The sequence below is a fragment of the Brevibacterium sp. CSND-B09 genome (assembly GCF_052906525.1).
Window position 1 is genome coordinate 3,557,737 of sequence record NZ_JBREGI010000001.1, and the last position, 17,227, is coordinate 3,574,963.

The 17,227-nt window shown below is 59.6% G+C and carries 13 protein-coding genes; 2 read left to right on the forward strand and 11 right to left on the reverse strand.

Annotated features, from left to right (window positions below; translation table 11 throughout):
- Positions 1-28: 28 nt before the first annotated feature.
- Genes ACU4IU_RS15975 through ACU4IU_RS15985 form a run of 3 tightly spaced genes read right to left on the reverse strand, consistent with a single transcriptional unit; the run spans position 29 to position 3,956 of the window.
- Positions 29-1,027: an NAD(P)-dependent oxidoreductase gene (locus ACU4IU_RS15975; RefSeq protein ID WP_139908349.1), complete on the reverse strand. Its 999-nt coding sequence runs from the start codon at positions 1,025-1,027 to the stop codon at positions 29-31.
- Between the two features lie 41 nt (positions 1,028-1,068).
- Positions 1,069-2,616, reverse strand: coding sequence for an FGGY family carbohydrate kinase (locus ACU4IU_RS15980; protein WP_446657276.1), 1,548 nt, complete (start codon positions 2,614-2,616; stop codon positions 1,069-1,071).
- A 5-nt stretch (positions 2,617-2,621) separates the two neighbouring features.
- The gene (locus ACU4IU_RS15985) at positions 2,622-3,956 is read right to left on the reverse strand and encodes an MFS transporter (RefSeq protein ID WP_446657277.1); all 1,335 of its coding nucleotides are present in this window, start codon (positions 3,954-3,956) and stop codon (positions 2,622-2,624) included.
- Between the two features lie 234 nt (positions 3,957-4,190).
- Between ACU4IU_RS15985 and ACU4IU_RS15990 the strand changes: the two genes are divergently transcribed.
- The gene (locus ACU4IU_RS15990; RefSeq protein WP_446657278.1) at positions 4,191-5,030 is read left to right on the forward strand and encodes a sugar-binding transcriptional regulator; all 840 of its coding nucleotides are present in this window, start codon (positions 4,191-4,193) and stop codon (positions 5,028-5,030) included.
- Positions 5,031-5,187: 157 nt separating this feature from the next.
- Positions 5,188-7,203, forward strand: a complete 2,016-nt coding sequence (locus ACU4IU_RS15995) for an ABC1 kinase family protein (protein WP_446657279.1) — start codon at positions 5,188-5,190, stop codon at positions 7,201-7,203.
- 51 nt (positions 7,204-7,254) lie between these two features.
- Here ACU4IU_RS15995 and ACU4IU_RS16000 read toward each other — a convergent pair whose 3' ends face one another.
- The 8 genes from ACU4IU_RS16000 to ACU4IU_RS16035 all read right to left on the reverse strand — a co-directional run bounded on the left by ACU4IU_RS16000 (position 7,255) and on the right by ACU4IU_RS16035 (position 17,043).
- Positions 7,255-8,781, reverse strand: a complete 1,527-nt coding sequence (locus ACU4IU_RS16000) for an amino acid permease (protein WP_446657280.1) — start codon at positions 8,779-8,781, stop codon at positions 7,255-7,257.
- A 231-nt stretch (positions 8,782-9,012) separates the two neighbouring features.
- Positions 9,013-9,909 carry an ABC transporter ATP-binding protein gene (locus tag ACU4IU_RS16005; protein WP_446657281.1) on the reverse strand — a complete coding sequence of 299 codons (897 nt, stop codon included), beginning with the start codon at positions 9,907-9,909 and terminating at the stop codon, positions 9,013-9,015.
- A complete protein-coding gene (locus ACU4IU_RS16010; RefSeq protein WP_446657282.1) occupies positions 9,906-10,823 on the reverse strand; it encodes an ABC transporter ATP-binding protein in 918 nt (305 codons plus the stop codon). Before ACU4IU_RS16010 ends, ACU4IU_RS16005 begins: the two co-directional genes overlap by 4 nt.
- The gene (locus tag ACU4IU_RS16015; protein ID WP_216657233.1) at positions 10,820-11,734 is read right to left on the reverse strand and encodes an ABC transporter permease; all 915 of its coding nucleotides are present in this window, start codon (positions 11,732-11,734) and stop codon (positions 10,820-10,822) included. Before ACU4IU_RS16015 ends, ACU4IU_RS16010 begins: the two co-directional genes overlap by 4 nt.
- Positions 11,731-12,771, reverse strand: coding sequence for an ABC transporter permease (locus tag ACU4IU_RS16020; RefSeq protein WP_216657234.1), 1,041 nt, complete (start codon positions 12,769-12,771; stop codon positions 11,731-11,733). The genes ACU4IU_RS16015 and ACU4IU_RS16020 overlap by 4 nt, the downstream gene beginning before the upstream one ends.
- A gap of 2 nt (positions 12,772-12,773) precedes the next feature.
- Positions 12,774-14,342, reverse strand: coding sequence for an ABC transporter substrate-binding protein (locus ACU4IU_RS16025; protein WP_446657283.1), 1,569 nt, complete (start codon positions 14,340-14,342; stop codon positions 12,774-12,776).
- Positions 14,343-14,444: 102 nt separating this feature from the next.
- Entirely contained in the window at positions 14,445-15,389 is a 945-nt protein-coding gene (locus ACU4IU_RS16030) for a CobW family GTP-binding protein (RefSeq protein ID WP_446657284.1), read from the reverse strand.
- A gap of 4 nt (positions 15,390-15,393) precedes the next feature.
- The gene (locus ACU4IU_RS16035) at positions 15,394-17,043 is read right to left on the reverse strand and encodes an amidohydrolase (RefSeq protein WP_446657285.1); all 1,650 of its coding nucleotides are present in this window, start codon (positions 17,041-17,043) and stop codon (positions 15,394-15,396) included.
- Positions 17,044-17,227 lie beyond the last annotated feature (184 nt).

Sequence of the window (17,227 nt, forward strand, 5' to 3'; positions counted from 1 at the left end):
TTCTTGTTGGAAATGAATCGCGTCAGGGTCAGTCTGAAAAGACTTCGGGATTCTTCACAGTCTTAGGTTTTTGGTTGCGGGTCCACTCCAGAAGTCCGTCGACTGCGATCCTGGAATGCTCGCGGATGACATCGTCTGAAGCGCCTGCAATGTGCGGGGTCATGGTGACGATATCTGATGAGAAAAGTGGGTGATCTGTAGCCGTCGGTTCCTGCCAAAAGACATCAAGCCCAACACCTGCCAACCGTCGTTCAGTAACTGCTTGGACGAGGGCTTCTTCATCGATCAATGCCGCTCGAGCGGCATTGATCAGGTATGCATTCGGTTGAATGAGTGACAGTTCTCGAGCACCGAGAAGTCCGACTGTGGACTCCATGAGTGGGACGTGGAGGGTAATAATGTCCGAGGTAGCGAGGACTTCGTCTAGTGGCGCCACGCGGGCATCCCCACCAAAGGCATCTTCCGGAAGGAACGGGTCGTAGACGATGACATCCATACCGAATCCGAGTGCACGCCGAAGCACACCCCTTCCTACGGCACCTCCGCCAAGGATGCCTAGCGTCCGGCCCGAAAGCTGGATTCCCCGAAAGAGTGAATATGGTTCGAAGACATCGTCTTGTGTCCAATTGCCGCCGCGCAACCAGCGCTCCGCCTGACTCGTGTGCCTAACAGTCATGAGCAGAAGAGCGAAGGCAAGATCTGCTGTGACTTCTGCATTTCTTGCTGGAGTGGCAAGCACTGGGATTCCACGGTCAGTGCATGACGGAATGTCGACGTTCACGGGATTAGCTCGGCATGAGACAACGGCGCGTAGCCGTGGTGATTTGGCCAGCGAAGCTTCATCGACACGATCAAGTTCTGTGATGACCACCTCTGCGGTGGACAGTAGTTCGTCGATTCCTCGTGAACTCAGCGATTCCCCGGCGATAGAAGGTTCAACTGAGTGAACGGTGAAATGCTCGCTGAGCTTCTCAGCTTTGGCCGGATCGAAGGCTGCGGTGATGACCAGATTGGGTTTTGAGGTCATGAGGGTCCTTTCTGAAACAGTGAGTAGTTTTGTCAGTGCCGTTACGGTGCCTGAATCAAGGTTGCGTCCTTGATCTGGTGAGCGTCTGCCCGTAACTGACGCAGGGTTTTCCAAGTGGGTTGAATGGCGTCGCGAACTTGCCGGAATGCTTGCGACTGAACTTTATAGATTTGCTGAACATCCGGGGTTGGTTCGAAGCGTCGCACTGGAGTCATCAACACATCCATTGCGTTGTGGACGCTGTCTGCATGTCTTGTGGCGACCAGAGCAAGCGCGGCGCAGCCGCGAGCTCCGAGTTCAGAGTCGTCTGATCTCTCAATCGTTCGACCAGATACGTCAGCAATGATCTGGCAGATCATATCCGACTGTGCGCCACCGCCACTTAGGCGAATCGTGGTGGTCGAATCGATGCCGAGGGTGTCCATGCACTCACGAAGGGATTGTGCCAATCCCTCGTAGACTGCGCGGACCATGTCAGACGTTTTCGTACTTACAGAGAGATTCGCCCAACCGGCTGATGCCGCAGTATCTACAAAAGGGGCTCGTTCGCCGCTGGTGCTGGTATAGGGAAGATAGATGACTCCACCGGCGCCTGGTCCAGAAGTGTCTGCAAGTGACTCAATCTCTTTCCAGCTGAGTTCGGACAGCCCGAGAGAATCTCGCGCCCAGTCGAGGTTAGGAGTTCCGTTCATCGGTGCAAAACACTCGAGGACCTGTCCCTCACCATCAAATGACAAAGTGATGACCGGTAGGTCGGTCGCGGCAGTCTTTTGGCTATGTACTGCACCGACGAAGCTAGTCGTTCCCATGATTGCATATGCCTGCCCAGGCTTTGCGGCACCAAGCCCAATGCCGCCGACCGGAGTATCAACCATGCCTGTGGCCACAGGAAGCCCAGAAGGTAGTCCTGTTGCTTTCGCGGCCGCAGAAGTGATTGATCCAGCGAGGCTAGTTGACGACTTTATGGGAGCGAGAAGCCGTCGAAATCGTTCCTGACCTAATCTTGTGAAGAGTTCATCAGAGTACTTTCCGGTATCTACATCAATGTAGGTTCGACTCGCTTCGGTGGGGTCAGTAGCGATCTCTCCAGTTAGTCGAAAACGAATCCAATCCTTGCAATTGAGATGATGCGCCGATGCCTCAAGTCTCTCGGGATCCGAGGCTTCAAGCTCTTCGAGAAGGACTGGTAGCGCTCCTGAGAATAGGGCGGATCCGGTGATACGACGGACAGCGTCTGCACGACCATCTGACTGCCAGGCATCGACACGATCGCCTGCCCGACCATCCAACCACAGCACAGCTGGTCCGGTTGGATTGCCGTTGCTGTCAATCAGCCATGCTCCGTCTCCTTGCCCAGTGACTGAGACGGCAAGAATCTTTGCCGACGGGGCTTGCGCAAGTGCCTTGTTGGTTGTGAAGCAAACAGCGTCCCAGACTCCCAACATGTCCTGCTCGGCCTGAGTATGCGTCGGCCGACTGATCTCCGTTTCAGTCCGCGAAGACCCTAATACTTCACCTGCGGTCGAGATGACTACGGATTTTACGGCTGTGGTACCTGCGTCGATGCCCAGAATTGCCTCTGTGGTCACTTCGGTCAGCCTTCCGCAGCCTTTGTCGCACCGCTGAGTTCAGTTCGTCGTTTGGCACGTGAAGCCCTTCGAGCCTCGATCTTCTCAGGTTCAATTCCTGGTGCGCGGAGTAGGTATGTAAGGAACAGGCCAATAATGTAGATCGCTGCGAGCACCCAAATCACCGGTGCTACGCCCATGAGAGGAACGAGCCCTGCAATCACGGGCCCAACGAAGTTCGACGCGCCCGCACCAAGGTTGAGCACGGCGACGGCAGCGGCCTTGTGCTCCTTAGCAAGCAGGGGGACCACCGCAGATAGCGGAACATACATGCCGAGAGCGAGACCGTAAATGATTCCGAGGAACATGACGACAAAGTAGTTGGCGCCGACGGCTTGGGGCACATAGTAGAAACCGAGCACGGTGATCGCGGTGGCAAGGCCTCCACCCCAGGCAATTACGTTCAGGCGTCCGAAGATGTCAGATGCGTAGCCCGAGACAAGGTTGGCGAGGACATTCGCGAAAAGCATTGTGCCCCAAATTGAGGACCACTCGGACTGGCTGAAACCAATTGTCTGCACCATGTAGACGTTGAGAAAGACTGCAAACGAGTAGTAGGACATGGTGTTGATAAGTCGCAGGATTCCGCCGACTGCAACTTTAGGTTTCTCCGCCATGATCGTGACAGATTTGACCAGGCCGTCAATGGTTTCCTTCTTAGTCGGCCGGCGGTCGTTCTTCGGGGCTTTGACGAGTACAGCCACCATCGCGGTCGCGATAATAACGAAGACGATTGCAGACCACAAAGTACCGAGCGCTCCGAATGGCTCGACTACTGCCGATACGAAGTAGCCACTGATAACTCCGAGCCCCATCGCGTTGAAGAACCAGTACCATCCAACTGCTTTGCCCATGACCTCATTGGGCGTTTCCATCGTGACCCAGACAAGGAACCCATAAGCAAAAAAGGGATACCCGATAGCTCTGATCGCGTATGCGATGAGCATGATCGTGTAATTGCCCGGAATTACTCCTCCGACGAGGAACACCACTTCGAGGACAATCCAGATCGCGCCTCCGATGATCATCACTCGCCGAGGACCCCACGATTCAGCTAGAGCTCCAGCGAGCCATGCGGCGATAGCAACGATCAGGCCGTAGACAGAGAACAGTGTGGCAATACTGCCCGCGCCAAACCCTTGGTCGGTCAAGTAGTTGGACAAGAAACTTAGCTCGATTCCGTCGCCCACCATGAAAAGCATCAGAGCCAGGAAGCCCCATGCGAGTTTCGACGAGATTCCTTGGCTAATGAGGAATCGAGAGAAGCCGCTCGGCTGTGGTGCGGCAGTGAGATCGGACATCGTCTCTCCTTTGAGCGTGAACATTTGTTCACCCAAGTGAACAATCGTAAAGGTAGGATAAGCATTGCGAGGGCGAAGTCAAGAGGAACCCGTAATGGTTTGTCACGAAGGGGTGGGGTGTTGATGAGTGATAGGCGAATGCTCGGGAGAGTAGCTCGGCTCCATTACGAGAGCGGCTTGACACATCAAGACATTGCAAAGCTCTTCAATCTCTCGAGAGTGAAAGTTACGCGAATGCTGGCGGAAGCAAAGCATTTGGGCATCGTGAAGATCACTGTCAACTCTGATGAGCGACCGTTTTTTGAAGTCGAGAGGGCAATTGTTAGCAAATTTGGGCTGAAAGGAGTTTGGGTTTCACCGCCGGTGGATAGTGTCGACGCGCCTGGACAGGCATTTGACGGAAAAGTGCTAGGGGTCACTGGGGCAGAAGCAATGCATTTGCTACTCAGTCGAGCTAGACGAGTGGTAATTGGACTGAGCGCAGCGGTGAGCGCGAGCGCAGAGCAACTGCCAAAGTTTTCGGCTCCAGAACTTGAGATTTTCCCTTTGGCTGGCGGTCGAGCTGGCCGCGCCAGTGGATCCAACCCGCAGGAGTTGGTGGCAACTGTTGCGACCGCGACAGGAGGTCAAGGTTATCAATTGCCAGCACCGCTGATCGCCGCAGACTCTAGAGTCTACGGGGCGCTTATGGACAGAGCAGGGTGTGCAGACGTTCTTGACGAGGCGGCGCGCGCTGATCTGTTGATTGTAGGCGTGGGTTCTGCTGATCAGGTCGCACCAGTGTTCCGTCAGCAGACCAGTGAACCCGATCTCGAGGAGATCGCACGGTCTAGTGCAGTAGGTGATATTTCTGCCCGCTTCTTTGATTCCTCGGGGGAGCCGGCCGTCGAAGACTTAGACAGTCGGGTGATTGGGCTGTCTCTTGCGCAAATGAGGAGAATTTCAAATCGACTGGCAATTGCAGGAGGCCAGGCAAAAGTGGCAGCCGTTCGCGCTGTCTTGGTCTCAGGAATGGTCAATTATCTTGTGACCGACCTGTCGTGTGCACAGGCACTTCTCGAAGAGTCGGACTGAGCGGCAGTCGTGAAAGGGACAGATTGGCTGACGCACTCGAGAGCCGGGCGGCAGGTATAGATGACAGAACGCCTTGAGTCTGAGCATCTCGTGGGTCTGAAGCAGCGGTTCAACTAGGCTGGTCGCGGAACGTATCGCAAGTGGGAAAGGCTGACGGGTGACGATCCTCTACACCATCGGACTGGGCGTCCTCAGCGCGCTCATCGTCGGATTCCTCGTCCGGCGGATGATGCTCACCGGCACTGGAGCCGCCCGCAACACTATCGTCTCCCTCATCATGGGCCTCTCGATCTGGCCCATCACCCTCCAGGCGTACAAACTCCTCGGCATCTCCGAATCCGAACAGTATCCGAGCCTGTCGATGAGCTTCCCCGCCATCATGGTCTTCCTACTGCTCTTCGCCTGGTTCATCGTCATCCAGATGTTCGTCCTCCTCGCGATCGAACTCATCATGCCTTCGGGCACCCTGAGCTCACTCATCCGCAACGCACCGAAGATCCCCACCTGGTACCGCCGCGTCAACCGCCTGGCCCAGATCCAGAAGATCCTCATCAAATTCGGCCTCTCCCGCTACCTCCGACCCCGAATCCCGACCCTGCGCGTCTCCCTTCGAGAGATCGCCGCCACCACCCGTGACGCGTTGGCCGCCTCGGGGGTCACGTTCATCAAGCTCGGCCAGTTCATCGCCACCCGCGGTGACATGATCCCGCACGAATTCGTCGAGGAGTTCTCCACCCTCCAAGCCGGGGTGAAGCCCGTTCCCTTCGCCGAGGTGAAGGATCAACTCGAGGCCGAATGGGGCCGTCCCGTCGCCGAGGTGTTCGCCGAGTTCGATGAGAAACCCTTCGCGGGTGCCTCCGTCGCCCAGGTCCACCGAGCCGTGACCTGGGAAGGTCGCGTGGTCGCGGTGAAAGTGCAGCGGCCGAAGATCCGCAAACAGGTCCGAGCCGACTGCGACATCGTCCTCACCCTGGCCGACCGTCTCGATCGCACCACCGACTGGGCGAAGAAGATCGGCATCGCGAAGCTCGCCCGCAGCTTCGTCGATTCACTACAGGGCGAACTCGACTATCGCGGCGAGCTCGCCCACATCGAAGCCCTCCGCCTCGCCGACGAGACCGGGCGGTCGACGACGAAGACTGATTCCGTCGTCCACATCCCTCACGTGTACAAGGAGCTCTCCGGCGAGTTCGTCATCGTCATGGACCTCGTTGAAGGTTCCCCTCTGTCCCACGGCGCCGAGGTGGTCGACCACCTCTCCGAAATCGCGCGCAGAGAGATCGCCCAGGATCTCTTCCTCATGGTCGTCCGGCAGGTGCTCGGCAAGGGAATCTTCCACGCCGACCTCCACCCCGGAAACATCGTCGTCTCGAGCGCGGGCCGTGCCGGTCTCGTCGACTTCGGCGCCGTCGGCCGCATCGACAAACGCGACCGCCGAGCCATCGCGTTGCTGCTCATGGCCTTCGACTCGCAGAACTCCCAGGCCGCGACCGCTGCAATTCTCGAATTGCTCGGCACTCCGAGCGAGGTGAATCTGCGGGAGTTGCAGCGAGAGATCGGGCAGATCATGCTGAAGTACGGAGATGGTGCTCCGGGTTCGACCTCGGCGGCATTGTTCGGGGAACTCATTGACTTCGTCGTCGACTTCGGATTCCCAATGCCTGCCTCGGTGGCGACTGCATTCCGTGCGATCAGTACTCTCGAAGGATCGATCACCCGGCTGGTGCCCGAACTCAACCTGCTGGCGCTCGTGACTCAGAACGGCAAGACACTGCTCCGTGAGGTCGGGGGACTGGGAGTCGACCGACACGAGATGACGCTCTACGCAGCGGCAACCGCACCGCAGATCGCCGAGCTTCCCGGGCAGATTTCGCGCATTGCTGGCCATCTGCAGGACGGTACGCTCGACGTCGGTACGAGCGGACTGAACATTGCGACTATCAAGAATCTGCTTGTTTCCACGGTCGAGCAGTTCATTCAGGTGATCGTCTCGACTGCACTAATCCTTGGCGGAGTGATCCTCATGGCCGCGGACTTCGGTCCGCCTCTGGCTCCCGAACTCAAGCTCTTCACGTACTTCGGGGCGTGGATGTTGCTGGCCGGCAGCGTTATCGCCGCCCTGGTCCTCGCCCCAGCGCTTCGGCAGAGGATGACGTGGGAAGGATTGGGGTAGTCGGCCACCGACTCACAGAGTGAGCCGGGTGGGCCGGCCCATTCGACCTCATCAGATGTCGACCTGGTGCTCGCGCACTCCGTGCTTCTTGCGATACCGCTTATTGAACTCGTAGGCGATCGCGATGACGGCGAGCGAGCCCATCGAGTATGTGAAGTCGAGCCGGGTGCTGGGCAGGATCGCCATCGCGAGAATGACGGCGATCATCGCAAACAGTGCGAAGTACGAAGCATATGGGAAGAGCCACATCTTCATCTTGATGACTTCGCCCTTCTTCTCCATCCGCCGACGCATGCGAATCTGCGATGCGGCGATGAACGCATAGACGACGAGAGCAAGCGCCCCATAGGAATGCAGCAGGATATCGAGGACGACTCCGCCCCCGACGAGATGATCGATGAGGACGGCGAGATACCCGAGCACCGTTGCCAGCAGGACGGCGCGGCGCGGCACACCGGTCTTCGACAGTGTCGTCAGCGCCTTCGGCGCATGGCCTTGGCGAGTCAGGGCGAACATCGTCCGACCGGTGACATAGAGTGCCGAGTTGATCGATGAGAGCACAGCGACGATGGCGAGGATATTGATCGCGATCCCGGCCCATGTGATCCCCATCGTGATCAGAGTCCCGGCGTAGGGGCCGTGCGCATCGGCCGAGAGCCAGCCGACGATATTGCCCGCGATCTCGGTCTTCTTCGACCATGGAGTGATCGTGAGGATGACGAGCATGGAACCGACATAGAACAGCAGCACGCGGTAGATCACCGACCGCGTGGACTTCCTGACCGAGTTCTCAGGATCCTCGGCCTCTGCTGCAGCCATCGTCGCAATCTCGGCTCCGGAGAAGAAGCCGGTGGCGGGCACCACCGCGATGAGCATGCCGATGATGCCCAGCGGTGCGAAGCCGGCCCAGCCGCCTCCATGTTCGCCATCGGCACCGGCCGTCCAGTTCGCGAGTCCATCGGCGAAGGGTCGGCCGTCGGCACCGTTGATCAGTCCCGAGATGTAGATGACAGCAACGAGGATGAACGCGGTGATCGCAACGACCTTGATCATCGCGAACCAGTATTCGAACTCGGCGAACGACTTCGTCGAGAACAGGTTCGTCACGGTCAGTGCGATGAGGATGGCCAGACCGATGATCCACGAGGGAACACCTGGGATCATCCCCTTGAGCAGAGCCGTGGAGGCGGAGACCTCGAAAGCGATGACGACGACCCAGAAGTACCAATACGTCCATCCCGTGATGAAACCCGCCCGATCGCCGAGGACGACGCGAGCGTATTCGTAGAACGAGCCGGTGATCGGTTTGTTGATCGCCATCTCGGCCAGCATCCGCAGGACCAGGGCCGCCAGCAGCCCCGCCAGCAGGAAGGAGAAGATCACGATGGGGCCAGTGGCGACGATGAGGTTGCCGGAGCCGATGAAGAGGCCTGCGCCGATGACCCCGCCGAGGGCAATCATCGAGGTGTGCCGATTCTTCAGCGTCCGTTTGAGTTCAGTTGGCTGTGCATCGGTGCCGGGATCGTGCTCTGAATGCCATACCTGCGGATCCATAGGCTCGTCGTTGAGCTGCGTCATGTGTCCTCCTGGGCGGCGGTGCCCGTGTCGGTGGGAGATGGCCAATGTGTGACCCTCTTCACTGTCCTCGCGTGATGGTGCCACCTGAAGACCCAATCCAGATCACTTATTCGGTACCAGATCTGATCGCGATTCGGGTGTCCGAATGTGCAGGGTGCAGCGCACGCCGACGCACGCCTTGCTCCTGAGCCCAGGGACGCCTCGGAGCAGGGCGTGCGCGTGTGAGAGTGCTCAGTCGATAGCCACGAGGTGGCCCCCTCCGAGATCCTTAAGCGTCACCTTTTCCGGCCCTTGACCCTCTGGCCACACTGGGCTCGGAATTTCGCCGGCGATGAGCGCGCGTTCGCGCCTCTGCCCCGGATCGGCGATCGGAGCCGCATCCATGAGCCGCTGAGTATACGAATGCTGAGGGTTCTCGAATACCTGTCGCCGTGGGCCCATCTCGACGATCTGCCCGAGGTACATGACGGCAACGCGGTGGGCGATGCGTTCGACGACAGCCAGGTCGTGGCTGACGAAGAGATACGACAGGTCGAACTCCTTCTGGAGTTTGATCATGAGGTTGAGCACGGTGGCTCGCACAGAGACATCGAGCGCAGACACTGCCTCGTCGGCGACAATGAGACTCGGATTGAGGGTGAGTGCTCGAGCGATGCAGATTCGTTGGCGCTGACCTCCGGAGAACTGATGCGGGTACTTTCGCATATCGTCCGCAGTCAGTCCCACGAGTTCGAACAGCTCGGCAACACGAGACTCCGCGTCAGCATTCGACGCCGTTCGGTTGAGACGCATCGGATCGCCGACGATCCCGCCCACCGGCTTGCGCGGATTGAGACTGGCGAAGGGATCCTGGAAGATCATCTGCAGATGCCGGCGGTGCGATCGCAGTTCCTTCGTCCCCAGGTCTGTGATATCCGTGTCGAGCAGTCTGATCGACCCGCTGTCGGGTTTCTGCAGGCGCATAGCCAAGTTCGCCAATGTGGTCTTTCCGCAACCGCTCTCACCCACGAGCGCCAAAGTCTCTGCCTTGTCGACATGAAAACTCACGTCCTCGACCGCATGGACGCGCATTCCGCCCGAGATCGAGAAGCTCTTGACCAGATTATCGACTTCGAGAATTCTCGTCATTGGGAGACCTCTTCCTGATCGAGCCGGAACAGCGCGGGGGAGTCAGTGCCGTTCATCGACCCCAGAGTCGGAACAGCGCTCAAGAGCTTCTTCGTATAGGGATGCTGGGGACGGTGGAAGATCGTCTCCACACTGCCGGTTTCGATGGCATAGGACTTCCGCATGACAAGCACTCGGTCGGCGATCTCGGCCACCACCCCCATATCATGGGTGATGAAGATGATCCCCGCGTCGAGGTCGTTCTTGAGTTCTCGCAGTAGGGCGAGGATCTGCGCCTGGATCGTCACGTCCAGAGCCGTCGTCGGCTCATCAGCAATCAGGACCCGTGGTTGGCATGCCAGTGCCATGGCGATGACGACACGTTGCCTCATTCCGCCCGACATCTGATGCGGATACTGGCGGGCACGCCTATGCGGTTCGGGAATCCGCACCCTTTCCATGATCTCGATGACGCCCTTCTTCGCTTCTCGGCGAGACATCCCCTTGTGCACCCGCAGCACCTCGGCGAGCTGGTTGCCCACCGAATAGACCGGGTTGAGTGACGTCAGCGGTTCTTGGAAGATCATCGAAATGTCATTGCCGCGAATCGTGCGCATTGTCGCTTCCGAGGCGGTGCGCAGGTCCACGACGTCACCGCTTGCCCGAGAGAAAGTCATCTGACCGTCGGTGACTTTCCCTGAGGAGGAGAGTTCAACGAGCCGCATGATGGCAAGGGAAGTCACAGACTTTCCCGAACCTGATTCCCCGACGATCGCCAAGACCTCTCCGGGACTGACATCGAAGGACACGTCATTGACAGCAACGTTATCTTGGAACTTCACGGACAGATTCTTCACCGACAGAATCGGTGACTCATCTCCACCGGCTGCCGTGGGACCACTGGTGGGATCGGCGGTGAGCGCTGTGGCGTTCATCGTTCACGTCCTTTGGGATTGAGGGCGTCGTTGAGACCGTCTCCGGAGAGGCTGACACTGAGGACAGCGAGGAAGATTGCCAAACCTGGGAACGCCACCGGCCACCACGCAGTGAGCATCTGTTCGCGGTTGTTACCGAGGATCAGTCCCCAACTCATCGTGTTCGGATCACCGAGGCCGAGGAAGCTCAACCCTGCTTCAAAGAGCATTGCCTGACCGATGACGAGGGTGGACATGACGACGATCGGCGGCAGAGCGTTGGGCAGGATCGTCTTCATGATGATCCAGAAGTCGCCGGCGCCTGCCGCCCGATCATTCCTGACATAGTCGAGTTCGCGAATGCGCAGGAATTCCGCTCGAGTGATGCGCATCGTGGCAGGCCAACTGACGACGCCGATAGCGATCGTGATGGTCAGAAGGCTCGGACTGAACAGAGTGACAAGGACCATGGCGAGCAGCAGCGGCGGCAGGACCTGGAAGAACTCGGTGATGCGCACAGCGACGGAGTCTGCCCAACCGCGATGGTAGCCGGCGAAGCCGCCGAGGATGATTCCGATGGTCGTCGAAAGGATCGCGGCGACCACACCGACGAGCATCGTGGCGCGTCCGCCGTAGAGGAGCTCGGCGAAGAGATCACGTCCCAAGGCGTCTGTTCCCAGCAGCACATCGGATTCTCCCGGGGCTTCCATCGGGATGCCGACGATTTCGAACGGATTGTTCGGATAGACCATCGGCCCGAAGGTGATGGCGAGCAGGATGAATGCGAGCAGCGAAAGGCCCACGAGGGCCACCCGGTTGCGTCGGAACAATGTCCACGCCGTCGTGGGACGTTTCCTCGTCTGCACCGCTGCGGCGGGCGATTGTTCGGGTTGGTCCTGTCCGGTGCCCGGCACCGCCATGATGTCGGTCATTGTGGCCCTCCTGAGATGGCGATCCTGGGATCGATGATGCGGTAGGCCACGTCTGTGACCAGATTGGCGATGATGACGAGTACGGAACTGGACAGCAGGATCCCGAGAATCACTGGTGTGTCTCTGCGGAGGATCGATTCGAGCAGAAGCGAACCGAGTCCCGGCCAGTTGAAGACGACCTCGATGAGCACCACACTCGACAGGAGCGCACCGACGTGGAGTCCGAGCAGTGTGACGACGGGCAGGACCGCGTTGCGCAGCGCATGCTTGAAGATGACGACTTTGCCGCCCAACCCTTTTGCCCAGGCTGTGCGGATGTAGTCGGAGTCGAGGACCTCGAGCATGCTCGTGCGCGCCGTGCGGCTGTAGAGCGCCACATAGATGAGTGCCAGAGCGGTGGCGGGGAGGATGAGATGCATCGTCGTGTCCCACATCTGAGGTAGGGCATGCGGGGAGACGATGATCGAGTTCATTCCCTGGATCGGGAAGATCGGAATAGCGATCGACAATGCCAGGAGCAGCAGCACGGACGTCCAGAACACCGGAGCGGCGAAGCCGACGAGGGCGATGACCGTGACAAAATAGCTGAGGATCCCTTGCGGTTTGATCGCGGCAACGACTCCGAGCAGCGTGCCGATGATGAGTCCGGCGAGCATTCCGGTTCCGGCGAGGAGAACCGTGGGGTACAGCCGCTCACCGATGAGTGCCGTGACATCCTGGCCGAAGTAGAACGAATAGCCGAGGTCGAAATGGGCGATCTGGACCAGGTAGTGCCAGAGCTGAACGATGATCGGATCGTTGAGCCCGTAGGCTTCTCTGATCGATTCGAGCTGCTCGGGGGTCGTGCCGCCGGATTCACCGGCGATGACGGTGGCAGGATCGCCGGGAGCGAGGTGAATGAGGATGAAGTTGAAGATGATGACTGCGAGCAGGAGGAGCACAGCCTGGGCGATGCGGGAGGCAATCGAGCGGCCTCTTGCCAGCGCCATGCTCCTGCGTCCCTTGAGCTTGATCTTCGGTGGGGCGGTCAATGACATGGTCAACCTTCTATCGAGGTGTCGAGCAGCGGCGACATGATGCCGAACGGGCCATTGGGCGGATTCATCACAGCGTTCGAATAGATGTTGCGGTACGTCTGATTCTCAAGTGGAAGCACGGGGAGCTCATCGGTGAGAATCTTCTGAACCTTCGAATAGTCGTCCTTGCGTGTATTTTCGTCAGGTGCGGCGGCGGCCTTCTTGAATAGTCGGTCGACGTCCTTATTGCAGTACTGGGACATGTTCGCCCACAGAACACCCTTCTTGATGTTGCTGCACAGGTAAGTGCGTTCGACTCCGACCGCTGGGTCGCCCCAGTTCCAGACATTGTCGAGCGTCATGTCGTAGTCGTAGTTGGACACACGACTGCCCCAGGTCGGTTCGTCTGCGGAACTGCGGATCCGGACGATGATTCCGACCTCTTTGAGGTTGGCTTTGATGGTCTCGGCCACACTCGACGCCATCTCGGCGCTTCCGGGGAGGTAGTCGAGTTGGATGGTGAACCGTGTGCCGTCTTCGCCGATCGGGTATCCGGCGTCGTCCAGCAGGTCCGCGGCCTTGTCGAGGTCACGGTCATAGTGCGGCATCGACTCATCGAAGTAGGGGCTGCCGCTGGCGATCGGACTCGTTGCAGGCTCGAACTGTCCGCGGTGGAGTTTGTTGGTGAGATAGTCACGATCGATGGCATAGGCGATCGCCTGCCTCACCCGCTTGTCGGTGACATTCTTGCTCTTCACATTGAACCCGAGCCAGGAGATCGAGCCGATTCCCTCATACCCCTTGTCCGCGACCGTGATGTCATCGACTTTTCCCAGGCGGGAGAGAACAGATGGGGTGTTCGTGACCATCATGTCGACCTCGCCCTTCTCCGTTGCCAGGGCAAGGGTGTTCTCGTCGCCGATGATCTCGAAGAGCACCTGCTTCGGCGCATCGTCATTGGGCAGGAAGAAGTTGTCGACCTTGTCGAGCACGATGCGTTTGCCTTCGATATTGCTGGCCAACCGGTAGGGGCCGGAGCCGACGACATCGTGCGAGTTCTGCGGATGGTCGGCCACCGTGTCATCGCTGCCGTAGACGTGCTTGGGGATGACGGGAAGGAACGGCGGACTCATCGCCGTCATCAGCGCGGGATGCCGTCGGGACATCTTGATCACCACGGTGTGGTCATCCGGGGTCTCGACCTTTGTGACAGGTCCGAAGAGGTTGGCACCGAACGGGTGTTCCCTCTTCACCACACCGAGAGAGAACGCCACATCCTCGGAGGTGATGGGCTGTCCATCGTGGAATTTCGCATTCTCGACCAGATGGAGGGTCATCGTCTTCCCGTCAGCTGTTTCTTTCCAGGACTTCGCGAGATACGGCTCGGGTTCGAGCTTGTCGTTGAGCCGAATCGGGCTGGCGAACAGCTGGGTACCAGGGGTGGCTGTCGCCAGCCCAGATTGGACAGCAGGATTGAGGACACGTGGTGCCGACCTGGTGCCGAAGATGAAGGTGTCGTCGGTCGTGCCGACCAGCGCTGACGGTGCGGCACAGCCGCTCGCCGTGACTGTCAGCGCTGCAGCGAATGCCACGGCCGGCATGATCCAGCGGACCGACGAACGCCGTCGTGGTCTGTCCGCATCGTTCTTTCTCCGGATGAACTTCATTGTTCCCTTTCTCACGGCTGTCGGCGGCTAGCCGCCGACGTGTCCGTGAAGTGCTCGTGCCAATTCGCTCACTGGCGCGGGAGTTTCGGTATGGCTGCCGACGGCGATGAGGACGAGGTGCCCGGGTTCCGTCGAGTTAGTGCCGACCGAGGCGACCTGGTCGGTCGCGCATCTCGTTCCGTCGTATTGGATGAGGAACCGCCGTCCGGGGTGCCGTCTGTCGGGGAAGGTTCCCTTGGCGCGGACGAACGTTTCCGGAAGTCTCTGCACCAGTGCACGGAGCCCGTCCGGGTCGATCGCCGAGGATGTCGTGATCGTCCACGAGCTGTGGACCTGTGAGACTTGGTCAGAGACTGAAGCCTGCTGGGGATGGGTCGGATCCTCCGCCGGGACATCCCACTGCCGAGGCGGCTCCCCGGACAGGATTTCGCTGCGGTCGACCACCTCCGCATTGATGCCCGGACGAGAGATCAGCCAGTCCGTGACCGCGTGCACCGTCTGGTCATCGACCAGGTCGGTCTTCGTCAGCAGCAGCCTGTCGGCTCCGCGCAATTGCGAAAGCACAGTTTCGCCCACCCACTTGCGTTTGACGTCCCGGCGAATCGTCGTGACATCCGCGCAGACGACGGCACCGCCCCGGGAGAAGCCGGGATGATCGCCCCAGCGGGCGACGATATCGGGTTGGCCCACGCCGCTGACCTCGACGTAGACCCGTGAGACTGGGGGTTCGGCACGACGCGCAGCTGCAACGGCCGCGGCCATCCCGTCTGAGAGATCGCAGCAGATGCATCCGTTAGCGATCTCCATCGTCCGGCCGTCTCTGGAGCCGATGATCTCAGCATCGATGTTGACAGTTCCGAAATCATTGACGATGACGGCGATGCGCTCGCCGTCCTGACGATCGAGGATCTCGTTGAGCAGCGTGGTCTTCCCCGAACCGAGATAGCCGCCGATCACTGTCATCTCGATCATGGGTTCACCCGACCGCCGAGAAATGTCGACCGGCCACAACGGTGCCGCGAACAGTGATCTCACGCAATTCCGCAGGCTCGCATTCGTATGGGTCTCGGTCGAGAATCGCGAAGTCCGCGAATTTGCCGGACTCCAGCGAGCCGACGAGATGGTCGAGCTTGAGCATGTAGGCCGCTCCGATCGTGACCGCGTCAAGAGCGTCAGGGACGCTGATACGTTCGTGTTCGCCGAGGATCCTGCCGCTGGGTGTGGCACGTTCGGCGGCATAGGACGCCGTCGCCAAGGGATCGAGCGGTGTGATCGGCGTATCGCAGTGGAACGAGATCGGCACTCCGATGCGCAGCGCGGTGGCTGCGGCATCCATCCGTTCCGCACGATCCGGTCCGAGAATGAGATCACGATGCTGATCGCCCCAGTACCAGATGTGATTGGAGAAGATGTTCGCGCACATTCCCAGTGCCTTCATCCGGCGATACTGCGCCGGTGTGGACAGCTGACTGTGTGTGACCGTGTGGCGGTGGTCCCAGCGGGGAACCTCCCGCAACACCTGTTCGACGGTGTCGAGGTAGAGCTCGGTAGCCTCGTCGCCGTTGCAGTGGACGTGAATGAGGGCACCGGTCGCGTGATACGCGCGGAACGCGGTGGAGAACTGTTCGGGCGAGGAGAGCCAGATGCCGTTGTCGTCACCGGCGATGTAGCCGGGATCCTGGAGTCGGGCGGTGAAGCCCTGGATGGATCCGTCGAGGAAGAGTTTGACCCCGCCGAGGTGGACCTTGTCGCTGCTGGTGCTCGTCAGATCGGCAAGACGAGCGGCTTCGTCGGCCGCATCACCGTTGCCGCCCATCCCACCCCCACGGTGGAACAAGGAGAGTCGAACCGGGTACGACTCATCGTCGATGATCTCGCGGTGTGCTTCGAGGTCGTCGGTGAAGAGGTACGGATTGCCCAGGTCGGCGGCTGTCGTGACGCCGTGGTTGCAGGCGTCGGCACCGAAATTCTGTAGGGCCGATGCGCTGAATTCTCCACCCAGAACGGACGTTGCGCTCTTGACGAGAGCGATCGCGGGCGGTTCCTGCAGTTCACCTGTGGGCTCACCGGCTGAGTCTTTGACAACTCCCTCGACAGGGCAGTCCCGGTCGATGCCTTCCTGACTGAGCATCTCGGAATTGATTGTGGCGAGGTGACCGCTTTGGTGCATGACGAAGATCGGGCGGGTGTTCGAGACCTCGTCGAGGTGAGTACGGTCGAGTCGATCACCGGGGAAAAAGATCGGGTCGAGCCCCCAGGCTCTCAGGATCTCACCGTCGGCGAGTTTCGAGTCGGCTTCCCTCAGCCTGTCCTGGACCTCTTCGATGCTCTTGCAGCCGGTCCAGACCTTGCCGTCCGGTCCCTTCCGCGTGTAGTAGCCGATGTAGGTCTGTTCCCACATTCCGCCGCTTTTCGCATGCGCGTGGGCTTCGACCATTCCGGGGAAGATCACCGAGTCCGCATAGCGATCGTCGATGCGTGAGGGACCGTAGGCCCTGAGCTCGTCCAGCGAGCCGATGGCGCGGATGCGGGAGCCGCGGACCATGATCGCTTCGGCACTGGGCCGCGCCGGGTCCAGAGTTCTCACGAGTTTTGCGGGGTAGATGACTTGCTCGGAGGATTCCATCTCTGGGAGCCAGCTTTCTGCGGTCTCGGCAACGTCGTCGAACCGCGGATCGGAAGTATTGAGGTGGTGCAGTGGTGTCGGCAATGACGCCAGCGCTACAGTATTGCGTCGACGTCACCAGGGACGATGGTGTTCGGGCACCGAGACGGGGTCGGCGCCCGAACACCATCAGTCGAGAAGAGCC